Annotated in this window: 15 protein-coding genes; 8 read left to right on the plus strand and 7 right to left on the minus strand. The window is 41.3% G+C overall.

The window, feature by feature from the left end; genetic code table 11:
• Positions 1 to 2: 2 nt before the first annotated feature.
• The 4 genes from ACNOGP_RS12210 to ACNOGP_RS12225 all read left to right on the plus strand — a co-directional run bounded on the left by ACNOGP_RS12210 (position 3) and on the right by ACNOGP_RS12225 (position 4585).
• Positions 3 to 1568, plus strand: a complete 1566-nt coding sequence (locus tag ACNOGP_RS12210; protein ID WP_418212911.1) for an STM4011 family radical SAM protein — start codon at positions 3 to 5, stop codon at positions 1566 to 1568.
• A 237-nt stretch (positions 1569 to 1805) separates the two neighbouring features.
• The gene (locus tag ACNOGP_RS12215) at positions 1806 to 3170 is read left to right on the plus strand and encodes an MATE family efflux transporter (protein WP_418212912.1); all 1365 of its coding nucleotides are present in this window, start codon (positions 1806 to 1808) and stop codon (positions 3168 to 3170) included.
• A gap of 19 nt (positions 3171 to 3189) precedes the next feature.
• A complete protein-coding gene (locus ACNOGP_RS12220) occupies positions 3190 to 4068 on the plus strand; it encodes a helix-turn-helix domain-containing protein (protein ID WP_418212913.1) in 879 nt (292 codons plus the stop codon).
• Positions 4069 to 4162: 94 nt separating this feature from the next.
• Complete coding sequence (locus ACNOGP_RS12225) at positions 4163 to 4585, plus strand: pyridoxamine 5'-phosphate oxidase family protein (RefSeq protein WP_418212914.1); 423 nt, start codon at positions 4163 to 4165, stop codon at positions 4583 to 4585.
• Between the two features lie 58 nt (positions 4586 to 4643).
• Here the strand turns inward: ACNOGP_RS12225 and mnmE are convergent, their stop codons facing one another.
• Complete coding sequence (gene mnmE, locus ACNOGP_RS12230; RefSeq protein ID WP_418214759.1) at positions 4644 to 6041, minus strand: tRNA uridine-5-carboxymethylaminomethyl(34) synthesis GTPase MnmE; 1398 nt, start codon at positions 6039 to 6041, stop codon at positions 4644 to 4646.
• Positions 6042 to 6171: 130 nt separating this feature from the next.
• Here mnmE and ACNOGP_RS12235 point away from each other — a divergent pair, with 130 nt between their 5' ends.
• Positions 6172 to 8082, plus strand: coding sequence for an ATP-binding protein (locus ACNOGP_RS12235; protein ID WP_143868525.1), 1911 nt, complete (start codon positions 6172 to 6174; stop codon positions 8080 to 8082).
• A 58-nt stretch (positions 8083 to 8140) separates the two neighbouring features.
• Here ACNOGP_RS12235 and ACNOGP_RS12240 read toward each other — a convergent pair whose 3' ends face one another.
• From ACNOGP_RS12240 to ACNOGP_RS12255, 4 genes are all read right to left on the minus strand, one after another.
• On the minus strand, positions 8141 to 9019 hold the full coding sequence (locus tag ACNOGP_RS12240; RefSeq protein WP_007766265.1) for a nucleoside phosphorylase: 879 nt from the start codon (positions 9017 to 9019) through the stop codon (positions 8141 to 8143).
• A gap of 157 nt (positions 9020 to 9176) precedes the next feature.
• Positions 9177 to 10178, minus strand: a complete 1002-nt coding sequence (gene floA / locus ACNOGP_RS12245; RefSeq protein WP_007748127.1) for a flotillin-like protein FloA — start codon at positions 10176 to 10178, stop codon at positions 9177 to 9179.
• Between the two features lie 43 nt (positions 10179 to 10221).
• On the minus strand, positions 10222 to 10692 hold the full coding sequence (locus ACNOGP_RS12250) for an NfeD family protein (RefSeq protein WP_418212915.1): 471 nt from the start codon (positions 10690 to 10692) through the stop codon (positions 10222 to 10224).
• Between the two features lie 16 nt (positions 10693 to 10708).
• A complete protein-coding gene (locus tag ACNOGP_RS12255; RefSeq protein ID WP_418212916.1) occupies positions 10709 to 12130 on the minus strand; it encodes a tetratricopeptide repeat protein in 1422 nt (473 codons plus the stop codon).
• Positions 12131 to 12313: 183 nt separating this feature from the next.
• Between ACNOGP_RS12255 and ACNOGP_RS12260 the strand changes: the two genes are divergently transcribed.
• Together ACNOGP_RS12260 and ACNOGP_RS12265 are read left to right on the plus strand one after the other, a co-directional pair.
• Positions 12314 to 13060 carry an ATP-binding protein gene (locus tag ACNOGP_RS12260; protein WP_418212917.1) on the plus strand — a complete coding sequence of 249 codons (747 nt, stop codon included), beginning with the start codon at positions 12314 to 12316 and terminating at the stop codon, positions 13058 to 13060.
• A 3-nt stretch (positions 13061 to 13063) separates the two neighbouring features.
• On the plus strand, positions 13064 to 13435 hold the full coding sequence (locus ACNOGP_RS12265; protein WP_143868517.1) for a DMT family protein: 372 nt from the start codon (positions 13064 to 13066) through the stop codon (positions 13433 to 13435).
• 424 nt (positions 13436 to 13859) lie between these two features.
• Here ACNOGP_RS12265 and ACNOGP_RS12270 read toward each other — a convergent pair whose 3' ends face one another.
• Complete coding sequence (locus ACNOGP_RS12270) at positions 13860 to 14204, minus strand: hypothetical protein (protein WP_186968493.1); 345 nt, start codon at positions 14202 to 14204, stop codon at positions 13860 to 13862.
• Between the two features lie 3 nt (positions 14205 to 14207).
• Entirely contained in the window at positions 14208 to 14507 is a 300-nt protein-coding gene (locus ACNOGP_RS12275; RefSeq protein WP_007766313.1) for an FtsB family cell division protein, read from the minus strand.
• Between the two features lie 158 nt (positions 14508 to 14665).
• On the opposite strand from ACNOGP_RS12275, the gene ACNOGP_RS12280 reads away from it, so the two are divergent.
• Complete coding sequence (locus ACNOGP_RS12280; RefSeq protein WP_418212918.1) at positions 14666 to 16516, plus strand: DNA polymerase III subunit gamma/tau; 1851 nt, start codon at positions 14666 to 14668, stop codon at positions 16514 to 16516.
• Positions 16517 to 16590: the final 74 nt, after the last annotated feature.

Consider the following 16590-nt stretch of genomic DNA (forward strand, 5'->3'; position numbering starts at 1 on the left):
AAATGGAAAACGAAGGCTCTTTACTTTCCTTCAGGCGTATATATTATCGCGGCAAATTGAATAGCTGCAACTATACCTGTTCTTATTGCCCTTTCGGCAAGAAGTCGCATCTGGCAGATACGACCCAGGATGAACAGGCATGGAATCGTTTTATAGCAGCTATTGAACAATGGAAAGGGGAGCCGTTGCAGTTATTTATTATTCCTTACGGTGAAGCATTGATCCATCGTTATTATCGGAAAGGAATGATGCATTTGGCTGCATTGCCACAGGTGGCTGGAATTTCCTGTCAGACTAACCTTTCTTTTCCGGCTAAACACTGGCTTGATGAGATTCGTGTGACTCCCACTGTGATAAGTAAGATAAGGCTCTGGGCCAGTTTTCATCCAGAGATGACTTCGGTAGAGAAATTTGCGCATCAGATTCATATACTCCATCATGCGGGAATACAGGTATGTGCCGGAGCGGTAGGAAATCCCTCTGCAAAGGCCGTACTCAATGATTTACGGAATACTCTTTTGCCGGATATTTATTTATTCATTAATGCTATGCAAGGGTTAAGGGCACCATTAAGTCAGGAAGATATTCAGTTTTTCAGTCAACTGGATAATCTTTTTGAGTATGACTTGAAGAATGCTCCGGCACAATGGGAAGTTTGCGCAGGAGGAAGGAATAATTGTTTTATCGATTGGAAAGGGGATATGTATGCTTGTCCCCGAAGCCGGGTGAAGATTGGTAATTTTTATCAAGGTGATGGAGCTGTTGTGCCGCTATCTTGCGAGAGGAAGGTTTGTGATTGTTATATTGCGTTCAGTAACCTGAACAATCACCCTTTACATCGAATCATGGGAGAAGGGGCGTTCTGGCGAATACCTGACAAGCCACTTATTACGACTGTTTTCTTCGATGTGGATGGAACACTGACTGATTCACAGGGAAAAGTTCCTGAAAGTTATGCTAACGCTTTGCGATATATGGCACAGTCCGTTTCCTTATATCTTGCCACTTCTCTGTCGATGGAGCAGGCGAAGAAAAAGCTGGGAAAGGCTCTTTTCGATTTATTCAGGGGAGGAGTGTTTGCAGATGGAGGTTTATTATCTTATTCGGGCCAGATCAGGTGTTTGCCGGTGAAAGTATATCCGGAGGTATATGGAGAATCTGCAAAAGTCACTATTCATAGTTATGAAGGAGTGGTTTACAAGTATAGTATATTGGTACGTGATAAAGAACAGAGAGAAGCTATTCTTACCCGGTTGAAAGAGAATCCCTGCCAGGTCTTTCATAAAGCTCCGCTGATAACAGTCATTCATCCTGAAGCAAGTAAAAAAGAGGGGGTGATTCAGTTATGTAAGGCTTTGACTTTATCTTTTGAACACACCTTAGTTGTAGGAAATTCGTTAAAGGATTGGCCGATGATGTCCGTGGTTTCTCATTCTTGTGCCGTAATGAATGCGGAACCCTTATTAAAAGAACGCGCACGTTATACGCTGAATCCGGATCGGTTGGCAGCTTTCTTTCGTTTTTCTAACGGAGATCCTATAGATCAAACCTCGTCTGATAATAGTTGATATATAGCTAGTTACATCTCCATAAGAAAATAAAAACCGGTTAAAATTTGGTAATTATGAAAACAAAGCCCATATTTGCAGCCCTGAAATAGGGACAGGCATAAAAATCCTCATCGGAGGGTGCTATAATAATAATTATAGTGCTGGATAAGATGAATGGTGCAAATCATTCGCTTGTCCGGCACTTTTTTTATGTTGTAACAAAATAAGATAAAGAGGAAAAGTATCGAAGAAACTATGAAAGAGTTAGATTTGACACAAGGAAGCGTACCGAAGGTATTGTTGCAGTTTGCAGTACCTTTTTTAATTGCTAATGTACTTCAGGCACTTTATGGCGGGGCTGACCTTTTCGTTGTCGGACAATATGATGATTCGGCAAGTGTGGCAGCCGTAGCTATTGGTAGTCAGGTGATGCAGACAATTACAGGTATTATTCTGGGTATTACTACCGGGACAACAGTGCTGATTGCTATTGCTACCGGAGCCAAAGACAATCGGAAAGTAGCTTTTACTATCGGGTCTTCCGTATGGTTGTTTTCAATAACCGGTGTAGTGCTAACTTTGGTCATGGTACTTTTTCATGATCGGATAGCAGAACTGATGCATACTCCCGTAGAAGCTATGGCAGATACGAAAAGCTATATTTTGGTATGCTCTCTGGGTATTCTGTTTATAGTGGGATATAATGTTGTATGTGGTATTTTGCGTGGACTGGGTGATTCTAAAACACCACTTTATTTTGTTGGGCTGGCATGTGTGATAAATATAGTGCTCGATTTTATATTGGTCGGTTATTTCCATTGGGGGGCTACGGGAGCGGCTATCGCTACTGTAACTGCACAAGGAGTCAGCTTTGGAATAGCGCTCTGGTTCTTATATCGGCACGGATTCCATTTTGACTTTTCACGGAAAGATATTCGATTGAACCGAAATCTGTCTAAAAAGATCTTGGTGTTGGGAGCACCTATTGCTTTGCAGGATGCTTTAATCAATGTTTCTTTTCTGATTATCACTGTCATTGTCAATCAGATGGGAGTCATTGCATCTGCTTCCTTGGGTGTTGTTGAGAAAATCATCGTGTTTGCTATGCTGCCTCCGATGGCTATATCATCGGCTGTGGCAACCATGACTGCACAGAACTATGGAGCGGGACTTATCAAGAGAATGAATAAATGTCTGGCTTCGGGGATTGGGATTGCTCTTGTTTTCGGTGTGTCGGTTTGCGTGTATTCGCAATTCCTGCCGGAGACTCTTACTGCTTTCTTTACGAAAGATGCTGCTGTGGTGGCAATGGCGGCAGATTATTTGCGAGGGTATAGCATCGACTGTATCGTGGTTAGTTTCGTGTTCTGCATTAATTCTTATTTCAGCGGACAAGGAAACTCGTTATTCCCGATGATTCACAGTCTGATAGCCACTTTCCTGTTCCGTATACCGTTGTCATACTGGTTCAGCCAGATAGATAGCTCGTCGCTGTTTATCATGGGATTTGCTCCACCCATTTCAACGGTCGTTTCATTATTGATTTGTATCTGGTATTTACGATATACCCAAAGGAAGTTATATTTGAGAGGCACAATGATGCCTGCTATGTCGAATTAGGTGTTTTTAAGTGACTAAAATGAAAAACTCAATACCTCGATATACTTTTTATAAGCATAAGTATGGGAGTGAACTTTTGGTCGATGTAGTAGAACTGAAGTATGTGAAGAAGTTCCTGGCTAAAAGTACTGTCCACACTCTCAACTATTATGATATTACTTTCATAACAGAAGGTAAGGGAGCTTTTGCAGTTGATAACCAAACCTATGAAGCAATTCCATGTGACGTCCTTTTCTCTAAACCGGGGGAAATCCGGAACTGGGATACTCATCATATCATCAATGGGTATGCGCTGATTTTCGAAGAAGAATTTTTGTCTTCCCTCTTTAAAGATTCTTTGTTTGTACGGCATCTTTCGTTTTTTCAGATAGAAAGTTTTTCATCGCGACTACATTTGTCTGATGAGCTTTGTACACGCATACTTGAAACCTTGCATGATATAAAGATGGAGATTGATTCGTATCAACAGGGCGATGTACACGTTTTGAGGGCATTGCTTTATGAAGTCCTGATGTTGCTGGATCGTGCTTATCTTAAAATGATTTCGATGGAGGAGGGCAGAAGTAGGGAAGTTTCCAATAATCATGTAAGTAAATTCATGAATTTGGTTGCGACACATGCAAAAGAACAACATTCGGTTCAATATTATGCAGATAAGCTCTGCATTACTCCTAATTATCTGAATGAGATGATAACCTCGACCATGGGGTTCAGCGCAAAACAATATATTCAGAACAAGGTGATGGAAGAGGCTAAGAGGCTGCTTGTTTATACTGACTTTCCTATAGCTGATATTGCATTTGAACTCTGTTTTTCAACGGTTTCTTATTTTATCCGTAGCTTCCGACAGCATACGGGAGAAACTCCGTTATTGTATCGTAAAGCGCACAAACCGTAAAAAGTGCTATTTCTACCTTTCTTTTTATTGCATTGCTTTCCTGGTATTTCTCTACTTTCGCATCAGATAATAAACCAATAATAAAAAAAGTAAAATGATGAGAGACGCGGAAAAAACAGTAGGCAACATGATTGATAAGCTGAAAACAGCTTTTATCGGTTCGATAGACGGTGAAGGATTTCCTACCATCAAAGCGATGCTGCAACCCAGAAAAAGAGAGGGGATAAAAACGATTTATCTGACAACAAATACTTCGTCCATGCGTGTGGCACAATACCGGGAGAACAACCATGCATGTGTCTACTTCTGTGATACGAGATTCTTTAGAGGGGTCATGCTACGCGGTATGATGGAGGTCTTGACGGATAGCGCCAGTAAAGAGATGATCTGGCAGGAGGGAGATACCATGTATTATCCGGATGAAGTGACGGATCCTGATTACTGTGTATTGAAGTTTACTGCTGTTTCAGGACGTTTCTATAGTAATTTTAAATCGGAAGATTTTGTGGTCGGATAGTGTGTAAGTGCCCTCTTGTTATAGTAGTTCCGAAATGTTCAGAGTTGTTTTGGCTGTTTTACTTGCCGACGCAAAAGTGCTGAAAGATATTTTGCAGTACCATATCATTTGTCACTTCTCCTGCAATATCGGAAATAAAGAAAATACATTCGCGTATGTCTTGTGAAAGGAAATCTCCTGAAAGATGTGAGTCAAGTCCATTTTGTACTCTATGAATAGCATCTAAAGCTTTGCTTAAGGCCTCATAATGTCTTACATTTGTTACGATGACATCATTTTGTGTTACCGTTGGCAAATGCGCAGCATTGATAAGCATTTTCTGTAATTCATTAGTGTTCTCTCTTCGTTTAGCTGAGATGTAAATATGCTCTGTAGATTCTTGTGGGAAATTCTCCAATAAAGCTGATAAATTACTTTTTTGTACATCTTCAATTAAATCAGCCTTATTGAATACTACGATTAAGTGCTTTCCTTCACAACGTGGGATAATCTTTTTGGATAACTGTTCAATTTGAGATGCGGCGTTTACAGAATCCACCATCCAGAGCACAATTTCTGCTTGATCTAACTTTTGGAAAGTACGTTCAATACCTAAACTTTCAATTTTGTCATTAGTTTCCCGGATTCCGGCAGTATCAATAAACCGGAAAGTAACTCCTCCGATATTAATAGTATCTTCAATAACATCGCGTGTTGTCCCATGAATATCACTGACGATGGCCTTATCTTCATTCAATAAAACATTCAATAAAGTAGACTTTCCCGCGTTTGTTTCACCGATAATTGCTACGGGAACACCATTTTTGATAGCATTACCCACATTAAAAGATTGTACTAGACGAGAAATGACTTGTTCTATCTCATCTGCTAACTTTCTTAATGCCGACCGATCTGCAAATTCAACATCCTCCTCGCTGAAATCCAATTCCAGCTCAATCATAGAAGTGAAGTTCAATAGCTTGTTGCGTAAATCAGTTAATTCTTTGCTGAAGCCACCCCTCATCTGACTCATGGCTAGCCGATGGGTAGCGGCAGATGAGGATGCGATTAAATCGGCAACAGCTTCCGCCTGACTTAAATCCATTTTTCCATTGAGAAATGCCCGCTGCGTATATTCTCCCGGTTGAGCCATGCGGCAACCCTTTTTGATCAGCAGTTGCAGCACCTGTTGAAGAATGTAAGAAGAACCATGACAAGTAATTTCCGTGCTATCTTCTCCCGTGTAGGAATGAGGCGTACGAAAAAGGCTGACAAGTACTTCGTCGATAATCTCGTCTCCGTCGTATATACGTCCGAAAGTCAAAGAATATGGCTTTTGTTCACTGAACAATTTGTCCGGTTTTGCCGGTTTGAATATAAGGCTGGTGATGGAAATAGCTTCCGGACCGGAAACACGGATGCTTCCGATAGCACCGCCTTGAGCGGTAGCAATAGCACAGATAGTATCTTGGTTCATCATATTTCTTTTTGGAGACTGCAAAGATAATTGTTTCTGAGTAAAAAAGATAAGATTCGGTACAACTTGTACTTTATTTGTTTATATTTGCTGTGTGCAGTGATATGCCAAATGAAATAATATAATGCTTATGGAGCCAGACACAAATTTATATTCCCAAAGTGAGAATAGTGAAATCATACGGGAAAATTCACAGAAAATACTCTCTGTACTTGCTGCACATCAAATTGCTTTGTGGGAATATGATATACCTACAGGAAAGTGTTCCTTCACGGATGACTATTTTCGTACATTAGGCTTGAAAGAAGCTGGAATTGTTTTTAAAGATATCGATGACTTTTATCGCTTTGCCTATCCGGAGGATGTGAAGGCCTATCAAACTGCTTTTTCCAAGATGCTTGCATCGGATTCAAAAATATCACAGATTAAAGTACGTTGTGTAGGCAAGCATGGTGAAGTGATCTGGCTGGAAGATCATTTTCTGTCTTATAAGGGTACTCAGGACGGACGTCCTGCTGATAAATTATTGGCATATACGGTAAACGTCACTTCGCAATGTGAGAAAGAACAGCATATCAATCATCTGGAAGAGCACAATCGTAAGATAATAGAGGCGTTGCCAGAATTCATTTTTATTTTTGATGATAATTTTTTTATTACCGATGTGCTGATGGCACCGGGTACCATTTTGCTTCATCCGGTGGAAGTGTTACGTGGTGCAGATGGGCGAGATATTTATTCTCCCGAAGTCAGTGATCTGTTTCTGTGTAATATTCGGGAGTGCTTGCAAGATGGAAAATTAAAAGAAATAGAATATCCACTTGAAGTAGATGGAATCCGGCATTATTTTCAGGCACGTATCGCCCCTTTTGAAGGGAATAAGGTACTTGCTCTGATACACGATATCGGTGACCGGATTCGTCGTTCGCAAGAGTTGATCGAAGCTAAGCGGCGGGCGGAAGAAGCTGACAAGATGAAGTCTGTCTTTTTGGCAAATATGAGTCATGAGATTCGTACTCCGTTGAATGCTATTGTCGGTTTTTCGGAGATAATTGCAGTGACAGAGAACGAAGAAGAAAAGCTGCAATATTTGGAGATCATTCAAAAGAATAGCAATTTATTGTTACAGTTGATTAATGATATTCTGGACTTGTCACGTATAGAATCCGGAAAATCGGAAATGCACTTCCAGCAGATTGAAATCTCCGGGCTGGTAGAGGAAGTGGAAAAAGTACATCAGTTGAAGATGAAAACAGATGTAGAATTGAAAGTTATCCGCCCGGAAGGAGAATATTGGACATCTACCGATCGTAACCGGGTGATGCAGGTGCTTTTCAATTTTTTGTCGAATGCCATAAAGAATACTGAAAAGGGAACCATTACGTTGGGGCTGAAACATGAAGGAAACTGGTTGAAATTGTATGTCAGTGATACCGGGTACGGAATAGCTAAAGAGAAACTTCCGCAAATCTTTACCCGTTTTGAGAAGTTGAACGATTTTGTGCAAGGCACGGGATTGGGACTTTCAATTTGTAAGAGTATCGTAGAACGTTTGGGAGGACGTATAGAAGTTGTTTCTGAGCTTGGTAAGGGGAGTACGTTTGCGCTTTATTTGCCTTATCAGGAAATGCCGAAGGAAGTTGTTGAAAGAAGGCTTGTGTCAGGAAAAAGTATTGCTGCGGATAGACGTAAAAAGATATTAGTCGTTGAAGATGTAGAGTCGAATTTCGTTCAACTTAATATTCTTTTGAACAAAGAATACATTATTTCATGGGTACGTAACGGAGAAGAAGCAATCAATAGTTTTGTTCGTGAAAAGCCGGATTTGATTCTGATGGATATCCGTATGCCGGTGATGGACGGTATTCAAGCTACTGAAAAGATACGTACCATTTCCCTTTCCGTACCTATTATTGCGGTTACGGCATACGCTTTTTATACGGAACAGCAACAAGCCATTCAAGCCGGATGCAATGCTGTGATCTCCAAGCCTTATTCTTTGGAAAAACTGAAAGAGACAATCGAATCTTATATCGGATAAACGATAAAAAGTCAGTGTCACCATCATAGCAGAATGGTGGCGCTGACTTTTTATATATTTATATTCTGTCAAGAACAGTCTTAATCAACGTATCAATGGTATTTTTATATCCGGTGTTGGCTTCCTTAATCAGTCGATTGGCAATCACCATACAGACAGTCATAGCTTTATGTCCCATCAGCCGACTGAGACCTGCCAAAGCCGAACTCTCCATTTCGAAATTGGTAATCTTGAATCCTTTATACTCAAATGCTTCGATTTTGTCGTTTTGTTTCGGATCTGCCAAAGGAACACGTAGCTCACGTCCTTGTGGACCGAAGAACCCTCCGGCGGCAATTGTAACGCCACGTACCATATCGTCTTGGGCAATCCGTTCAATCAGTTCCTCGCTTGCATCAATTACATAAGGAGCAGGGGCGCACATATTTCCCGTCCATCCCATATGATTAAGAAAAGCACGCTCGAAAGGCAGATCACATACCTCATTGCGTCCGGCGTAGAAGTTCAATAAACCGTCGAAGCCGATAGACTTCTGTGAACAAACGAATGTACCTACCGGGGTATTGGGTTGCAAACCGCCGCATGTACCGATGCGTACTAATTCCAATTGACGGAACTCATCCTTTTCTTCTCGTGTATTGAAATCAATATTAGCCAGTGCATCCAACTCGTTCATGACAATATCGATGTTGTCACAACCTATTCCGGTGGAAACTACGGTGATTCGTTTTCCTTTATACGTACCTGTAACCGTCTTAAACTCACGGCTTTCCACTTCGCATTCTTTGTTTTCAAAGTGAGAAGCTACGAGTGCTACACGTCCCGGATCGCCTACCAAGATTACTTTATCTGCCAACCATTCAGGTTTTACGTGAAGGTGGAATACCGAACCGTCTTCATTGATAATTAATTCAGAGGATGGAAAGTACTTTTTCATGCTATTAAAAGGCTTTAGTTTTACAATATGTTGTTGCTATAAAAATAAAAACACCGGAACCGGATTTAAGTTCAGAAGAAGACTCTTTCTTTCCCGTTAGGAAAGGGGAGTACATCTTGAGACTGAAATGAAATCAGATTCCGGTGTTTGTTGTAACTTATTTGCTCAAAGGCTGATTCCCTGCATTGCCTGCTGCCGGTTTGGCAATCGTTTCACGCATGGAGGTGTCAGCTTCGATATTCTTCATCCGGTAATAATCCATGATACCCAAATTTCCGCTACGGAAAGCTTCTGCCATTGCTTTCGGAACTTCCGCTTCCGCTTCGATTACCTTCGCGCGTGCCTCTTGTGCTTTCGCTTTCATTTCCTGTTCGGAAGCTACAGCCATAGCACGGCGTTCTTCTGCTTTTGCCTGAGCGATATTCTTGTCTGCATTAGCCTGGTCAATCTGCAAAGCGGCACCGATATTCTTGCCTATATCGATATCCGCGATATCAATAGATAGAATTTCGAAAGCAGTTCCGGCGTCCAGTCCCTTACGGAGTACAAGCTTGGAGATAGAATCCGGATTTTCGAGTACCGATTTATGATTCTCGGAAGAACCGATAGATGAAACGATACCTTCACCTACACGGGCGAGGATTGTATCTTCTCCGGCACCGCCCACCAATTGACGAATGTTGGCACGTACCGTAACACGAGCTTTGGCAATCAACTGGATACCGTCTTTTGCGACAGCCGTTACCGGAGGAGTATCAATCACTTTCGGGTTAACGGACATCTGTACGGCTTCAAATACGTCACGTCCTGCCAAGTCAATAGCGGTAGCCATCTGAAAAGGCAACTCAATATTCGCTTTTGATGCGGATACAAGCGCATGGACCACTTTTTCGACATGTCCACCGGCTAGATAGTGGGCTTCCAGTTCATCACGGGTGATGTTTTTTAAACCGGCCTTGTGAGCTTCGATCATGCCCGGTACGATGATATACGGCGGAACATTACGGATACGCATTAAAAATAATTGTATCAGCGAGATGTGTACTCCCGATACTTTGGCCGACAACCACAGGAAGAACGGCACATAATGGAAAAATATTATCAGGAAGATAATACCTCCGGCTATCAGAAAGATAGGCAAATAGAAAGATGTTTCCATTGATAGTTTGTATTAAGTGAATATTATTTCTGTAAAAGAATAATTATTTTCTGTGTTTCTCAACCATAATTGTTCCGTCACTGATACGGTTGACGATAATCGGAGTCTTTTCGTCCAGAAAACCGTCCATCGACTTTACTTCCACAATGTTACCATTGATTTCCGCATAACCGATTTGTGCGAGGCGGGTAGTACTTATACCTGTATCACCTACTTTTATACTTTGTTCTGCGCTGCGGTCTACTTTCGAATCGATGTCTTTTTTCAAAGCCAGCTTATCCAGCATCTTTGAGCGCATAAACCAGATCAGTGAACCGATACAGGCAATGGCCGATATGCCCAAAGTGATAAATCCTCCTGCCATTCCAATATTTGCAAACGCATAATAGTTGGCATAGATAATGCATCCCAGTGCTGAGATTCCCGCCAGACTAATGCCGGGAATAACGAACAGTTCTACTAAGAACAGTATAACTGCGGTAATAATGAGAACGGCGATAATGAGTATATCCATAGTTCAGTGTTATTAATTATTTTGTTTTTTCTGCATTACGCACATTTATTTCGAGAGCAGCCAATTCCTCTGACATCTGTAATATCCGCTTTTCCAGGTCGAGGATAGCGGGCGTCATTCTCTCTTTTCCCTGTTTATTGCCGGTGGAATACTGTTGTCGCAAGTTGTTCAATTTTTCTTCCTGTTGCAGATAATCTTTTTCCATTTGTCGGTAACGCAGGAAAAGCTGTTTGGCTTTGGAGGACTTAAAGTCAGTCATCAGGTAATAAGTTGTATTATCGTCAATGACAAATTCAAAATCGATCTTTCGACGTTCTTTGGGCTTATGGCTGATAGCGGCTTCCAGACGTTGCAGGGCTTCTGCAACCGTTTGTTTATCTTTCCAGGTTTCTTTCAAAGAATGGATTTGTGCCAGCCGAATCATCTGCTTCCGATCCATCGCTTCGTAGTTGTAAGTCTGTTTTGAATTATTGGGAATGAATACATAGATACATACCTTTCCTTCCGGTTGGAAACGGTCGGAAGCGAACCAGCCTAGATTGTTATATTCGTCAATGACGTACATATAATCATTGTATGGAGAATTGAACGGCATACCTACGTTTTCCGGTACTAAATAAGTATCGCTATTGGTATTGTAACGGGTGACAAAAATATCATAACCTCCCAATCCTTCACCGTCACTGGCATAATAAATAGTCACACCATCTGCCATTACATAAGGATAGTTTGCGTTTCCTGCATCATTGATACTACCCGGCAGTGGTCGTCCGTTGCTCCATTCATTCTGCAACTTGTTTTTGGAAAGTATATCCAGACTACCTCTTTCACCCTTCTCGCTGTAATAGATTTTATTCCCGATTTCAGTTTCGTAGACAGTACCCTCATGATCTCCTCCTGTTTGGAAGAAGTCGTTGAAAGTAAACAGTTTTCCCGATTCCTCACTAATTTTATAAGCATTCAGAAACGTAGCTTTATCTACAACGAAACTGTCGATAATACAAACATCTTCAACACCTTTCAACATACGGAGATCAGCTTTGCTCTTTTCCAGTAGTTTCTCTGCTTCTTCGGTTGCTCTTTTACGCTTCTTCAAATCAGCGATATACTCTTCAAAACATTCTACTGCCTCTTCGAAACGATATGTTTCGTTATAAGCCTGTCCTAAATAAAGCTGTCCGCTAGCTACACGCTTCTTGACTGCCATTTCGAGAGGTTTCACCGCTTCTTCGGCTTCTCCGGTTTTCAGGCAGCACACGCCATACCAATAGTTGTAGTTTCCGTTGGACGGTTGAGATTTTACGTACCTTTTAAAGACAGGTTTGGCTTTCTCATATTCGCCTTTCGTGAACAAAGCGCGCGCCTGTTCCAATGTTTGCGCAGAAACTTCGCATAAGAAGAGACTGCAAAATAGAAATAGAATATATTTTCCTTTCATCGTTTTTAGCATTTATGGGTGGCGGATTATTTAAAAGTATTGTTGCTTTTGGAAATCTGCCAACTAATCAATTGTTCAAAAGTACAAATTTATTAGAAATAAACCCTTTTTCAGAGATTCTATTATGTTAATTCTTCTTTAAATCATTCTTTTCGCTTACTTTTGCAGCCGATTTTTGAAGATATGACACAATTTACCGAAGAAGAGAAAGCTATTCGCCGCATTGAACGGCGGTTTAACAAAGGAGTGGTGCAATATGGGCTGATAGAAGAGGGGGATAGAATACTCATCGGACTGTCGGGCGGGAAAGATTCGTTGGCGCTTGTAGAGTTGCTGGGAAAACGCGCACGTATCTACAAACCTCGCTTTTCTGTCATTGCAGTTCATGTGGTGATGACGAATATTCCTTATCAGAGTGATACGGAATACCTGAAAGCGCATTGTGAAGCGAATGGAGTGACTTTTGTGCAATATGAAACTTTTTTTGATCCTTCCACAGACACCCGTAAATCTCCTTGCTTTCTTTGTTCTTGGAATCGCCGTAAAGCATTGTTTACGGTGGCCAAAGAACATGATTGCAATAAGATTGCTTTAGGACACCACATGGATGACATTTTGGAAACTTTATTGATGAATATTACTTATCAAGGGGCATTCAGTACAATGCCGCCCCGATTGGTGATGGACAAATTCGATATGACGATTATCCGTCCGATGTGTCTGGTTCACGAATCGGATTTAATAGAATTGGCAGCTTTGCATCATTATCGGAAGCAGGTGAAGAACTGCCCTTATGAATCGCAATCCAGCCGTAGTGATATGAAAGGCATTTTACGGCAATTGGAAGCGATGAACCCGGAAGCGCGTTATAGCCTTTGGGGAAGTATGGCGAATATACAGGAAGATTTATTACCGAATAAAATTGATTGAGTTATGAAAGGATTCTATACTATTTTGTTACTGATTGTGTCCAATATATTTATGACCTTTGCTTGGTACGGACATCTGAAAATGAGACAGGAATATAATTGGTTTGCCGCTTTACCCTTGATAGGAGTAATTACATTCAGTTGGGCAATCGCTTTTTTTGAATATTCATGTCAGATTCCGGCGAATCGCATTGGATTTATAGGTAATGGTGGTCCTTTCTCATTGATGCAATTGAAAGTGATTCAGGAAGTTATCACTTTAATCATCTTCACATTATTTACTACTGTGTTTTTTAAAGGAGAAGCGTTGCATTGGAATCATTTAGCTGCATTTATGTGTCTGATTGCGGCGGTGTATTTCGTATTTATGAAATGAGAAAAAGTTTTGTCTATATTTCTTTTATGACCTTTGCTTTATAGTTGAATGAGCGGTCATTTCACTTGCAATAAGGGTATTTGTTACCTTATTCTTCCTGCATTCTTGTGATAATACAGCATTGTTCTTTGGTTGGCTATTAGTTATTTCTATGAGCTCACTATTGTGAGCTGAAAGGCTAACACTAGTGGATATATATGTTCATTGATGTTAGCTTATTTGTTCACATTAGTGAGCTCTTGTAAATATCGAGAGCTTTTGCAGAGAATATTAAGAAAGTATCTGTGGAATGACTATATATTAAATGATGAGACACCTGAGAGCATAAGTAACCCTCAGGCTTGCTATCATAACTGAAAAACCGATGAATAAAGGAATGCAGGTGGTTTATGAGAGTATGAGGGTAAAATGCGCAAAACTTTTTTTAGTTGGCTTTTTCTTTCTCTTCTTCCTGCGGGATGCGGAAAGCTGTGTAAAGTTCGAGTATGGCGGCAATTGTAAGACAAGCAATCCATTCGTTACCACGTGTTGTGAACATGAATGCTCCGGTGAGAATCAGGGCTAATGCTCCGAATATTTGTTGAATGCGTAAACGTTTCAAAATTTTGCTTTTACCTTTGACGGGTGTGTTTACTTGTGCCAGTGCGATAAAACCGGCACCGACGGTGTATATGTAGGGAGCATACGTCCATCCGGTGATAAATACGGCAGCTCCGGCAAGAGCCATTATAGCACCGACAACGAACAGTGCGGGTATTAATTGTTTCATTCTCTATTCTTCTTCAAAAACGTAAATATCTTCGTTGGGTTTCTTCATCAAGTACTTTTCGCGGGCTATCTGTTCGATTGCATCCGGATTGGTACTTATTTCGTTGAGGCGTTTCGTATTCTCTTCATAATCCGTGCGATACTTTTCTATTTCTTCTTTTAGCTGACTGATTTCGCGTTCATATCCGAGACGGCGCACCAAACTGTTCTCATCCAGAAAACCTATGATGACAGCGAATGCGACAATGGTAATAAGATACTTCCGTCTGCATATGAAATTCCAAATACTGATTAGTTTACCCATAACCTACCTTTATAAATATCCGCAAAGATAAAACTAATAACTTAAAAACTTATCTCTTCCGCTTTAAAACTTCTTTCTCTATCCCTTATTACTTATCACTTTTTTATGTACTTTTGCACTGAAAGCAAAAAATAAAGAAAAATAGAGGAATCCCGGATATGGAAAACTATATTGTATCAGCCCGTAAATATCGTCCGTCCACCTTTGAATCGGTGGTGGGACAACGGGCGCTGACCACTACGCTGAAAAACGCGATTGCTACTCAGAAACTTGCTCATGCTTATTTGTTCTGCGGGCCACGTGGAGTCGGAAAGACTACGTGCGCACGTATCTTTGCCAAAACCATTAACTGCATGACACCTACTGCTGATGGCGAGGCTTGCAATCAGTGTGAGTCTTGTGTGGCTTTTAATGAACAACGGTCGTACAATATCCATGAACTGGATGCTGCTTCCAATAATTCGGTGGACGATATCCGCCAATTGGTGGAGCAGGTGCGTATCCCGCCACAGATCGGTAAATATAAGGTATACATTATCGATGAGGTACATATGCTCTCCGCGTCTGCTTTCAATGCTTTTCTGAAAACGCTGGAAGAGCCTCCCCGTCATGCCATCTTTATTTTGGCTACAACGGAGAAACATAAGATTCTTCCGACCATTCTTTCCCGTTGCCAGATTTATGATTTCAACCGGATTAGCGTGGAAGATACTGTAAATCACCTTTCTTATGTCGCTTCAAAAGAAGGAATTACGGCAGAGCCGGAAGCATTGAATGTGATTGCCATGAAGGCGGACGGTGGTATGCGCGATGCTTTGTCTATTTTCGACCAGGTGGTGAGTTTTACCGGAGGCAACATCACGTACAAGAGTGTAATTGATAATCTGAATGTACTTGATTACGAATATTATTTCCGTCTGACCGATTCTTTTCTTGAAAATAAGGTAAGTGATGCATTGTTGCTTTTCAATGATGTGTTGAACAAAGGTTTTGACGGGAGTCATTTTATAACCGGTTTGTCTTCTCATTTCCGTGATTTGCTGGTAGCTAAAGATGCAGTGACATTGCCTTTGTTGGAGGTCGGAGCGAGCATACGTCAGCGCTATCAGGAGCAGGCACAGAAATGTCCGTTGCCTTTTTTGTATCGGGCGATGAAGCTCTGTAATGAGTGTGATTTGAATTATCGTGTCAGCAAAAATAAGCGTTTGCTGGTAGAACTGACCTTAATACAGGTTGCGCAGCTTACCATTGAGGGGGATGATGTGAGTGGTGGGCGTAGCCCTAAAAAGACTATAAAACCTGTATTCACCCAACCTGCCGCAGCACAGCAACCGCAGGTGACTCCTGCTACTTCAGCGTCTCAGACTGCTGTTCATCAACAAACGCCTGTTCGTCAGCCGCAGACATCTGTGGCAACGCAAGCGGTATCATCATCTACATCATCATCTTCTTCTTCGAATTCCACTACTTCCGTTCCGTCTCAAAGTGCGGGAATTGTTCAGGGAGGGCAGGGAGAACGGAAGATTCCTGTCATGAAGATGTCCAGCCTGGGGGTATCTATCAAGAATCCGCAGCGTGATCAGGTTGCTCAGAAAGAAACGATGCCACAGTCCGGTAAAGTACAACAGGCTGTAGAAGAGGATTTTATCTTTAACGACCGTGATTTGAATTTCTATTGGCAGCAGTATGCCGGTCAGTTGCCGAAAGAGGAAGATTCTCTTACGAAACGTATGCAGATGCTTCATCCGGTACTGCTCAATAACTCGACGACTTTTGAGGTAGTAGTGGACAATGAGATTGCTGCAAAGGATTTCAGAAATCTGATTCCTGAATTGCAGAATTATCTTCGTGTCCAGTTAAAGAATAGTAAAGTGGTGATGACAGTGCGGGTTAGTGAACCAACAGAAACGGTACGTCCCGTCGGCCGTGTAGAAAAGTTTCAGATGATGGCTCAAAAGAATCAGGCATTAATGCAGTTGAAAGACGAGTTCGGATTGGAATTGTACTAGTGCTTAATGGAGGGGTATAAAAATGAGCCACATTCGATTGATTATTGTTTGATAAGAAATCGGATGGGCTCTTG

This window comes from Bacteroides difficilis (assembly GCF_048319815.1).
In the GTDB taxonomy this organism is placed as follows: domain Bacteria; phylum Bacteroidota; class Bacteroidia; order Bacteroidales; family Bacteroidaceae; genus Bacteroides; species Bacteroides zhangwenhongii.

Excerpts from the sequence above, each read along its gene's own strand:
- ACNOGP_RS12210 (WP_418212911.1), top strand. The coding sequence starts at position 3 with ATGGAAAACGAAGGCTCTTTACTTTCCTTCAGGCGTATATATTATCGC.
- ACNOGP_RS12215 (WP_418212912.1), top strand. The coding sequence starts at position 1,806 with ATGAAAGAGTTAGATTTGACACAAGGAAGCGTACCGAAGGTATTGTTG.
- ACNOGP_RS12220 (WP_418212913.1), top strand. The coding sequence starts at position 3,190 with ATGAAAAACTCAATACCTCGATATACTTTTTATAAGCATAAGTATGGG.
- ACNOGP_RS12225 (WP_418212914.1), top strand. The coding sequence starts at position 4,163 with ATGATGAGAGACGCGGAAAAAACAGTAGGCAACATGATTGATAAGCTG.
- mnmE (WP_418214759.1), bottom strand. The coding sequence starts at position 6,041 with ATGAACCAAGATACTATCTGTGCTATTGCTACCGCTCAAGGCGGTGCT.
- ACNOGP_RS12235 (WP_143868525.1), top strand. The coding sequence starts at position 6,172 with ATGGAGCCAGACACAAATTTATATTCCCAAAGTGAGAATAGTGAAATC.
- ACNOGP_RS12240 (WP_007766265.1), bottom strand. The coding sequence starts at position 9,019 with ATGAAAAAGTACTTTCCATCCTCTGAATTAATTATCAATGAAGACGGT.
- floA (WP_007748127.1), bottom strand. The coding sequence starts at position 10,178 with ATGGAAACATCTTTCTATTTGCCTATCTTTCTGATAGCCGGAGGTATT.
- ACNOGP_RS12250 (WP_418212915.1), bottom strand. The coding sequence starts at position 10,692 with ATGGATATACTCATTATCGCCGTTCTCATTATTACCGCAGTTATACTG.
- ACNOGP_RS12255 (WP_418212916.1), bottom strand. The coding sequence starts at position 12,130 with ATGAAAGGAAAATATATTCTATTTCTATTTTGCAGTCTCTTCTTATGC.
- ACNOGP_RS12260 (WP_418212917.1), top strand. The coding sequence starts at position 12,314 with ATGACACAATTTACCGAAGAAGAGAAAGCTATTCGCCGCATTGAACGG.
- ACNOGP_RS12265 (WP_143868517.1), top strand. The coding sequence starts at position 13,064 with ATGAAAGGATTCTATACTATTTTGTTACTGATTGTGTCCAATATATTT.
- ACNOGP_RS12270 (WP_186968493.1), bottom strand. The coding sequence starts at position 14,204 with ATGAAACAATTAATACCCGCACTGTTCGTTGTCGGTGCTATAATGGCT.
- ACNOGP_RS12275 (WP_007766313.1), bottom strand. The coding sequence starts at position 14,507 with ATGGGTAAACTAATCAGTATTTGGAATTTCATATGCAGACGGAAGTAT.
- ACNOGP_RS12280 (WP_418212918.1), top strand. The coding sequence starts at position 14,666 with ATGGAAAACTATATTGTATCAGCCCGTAAATATCGTCCGTCCACCTTT.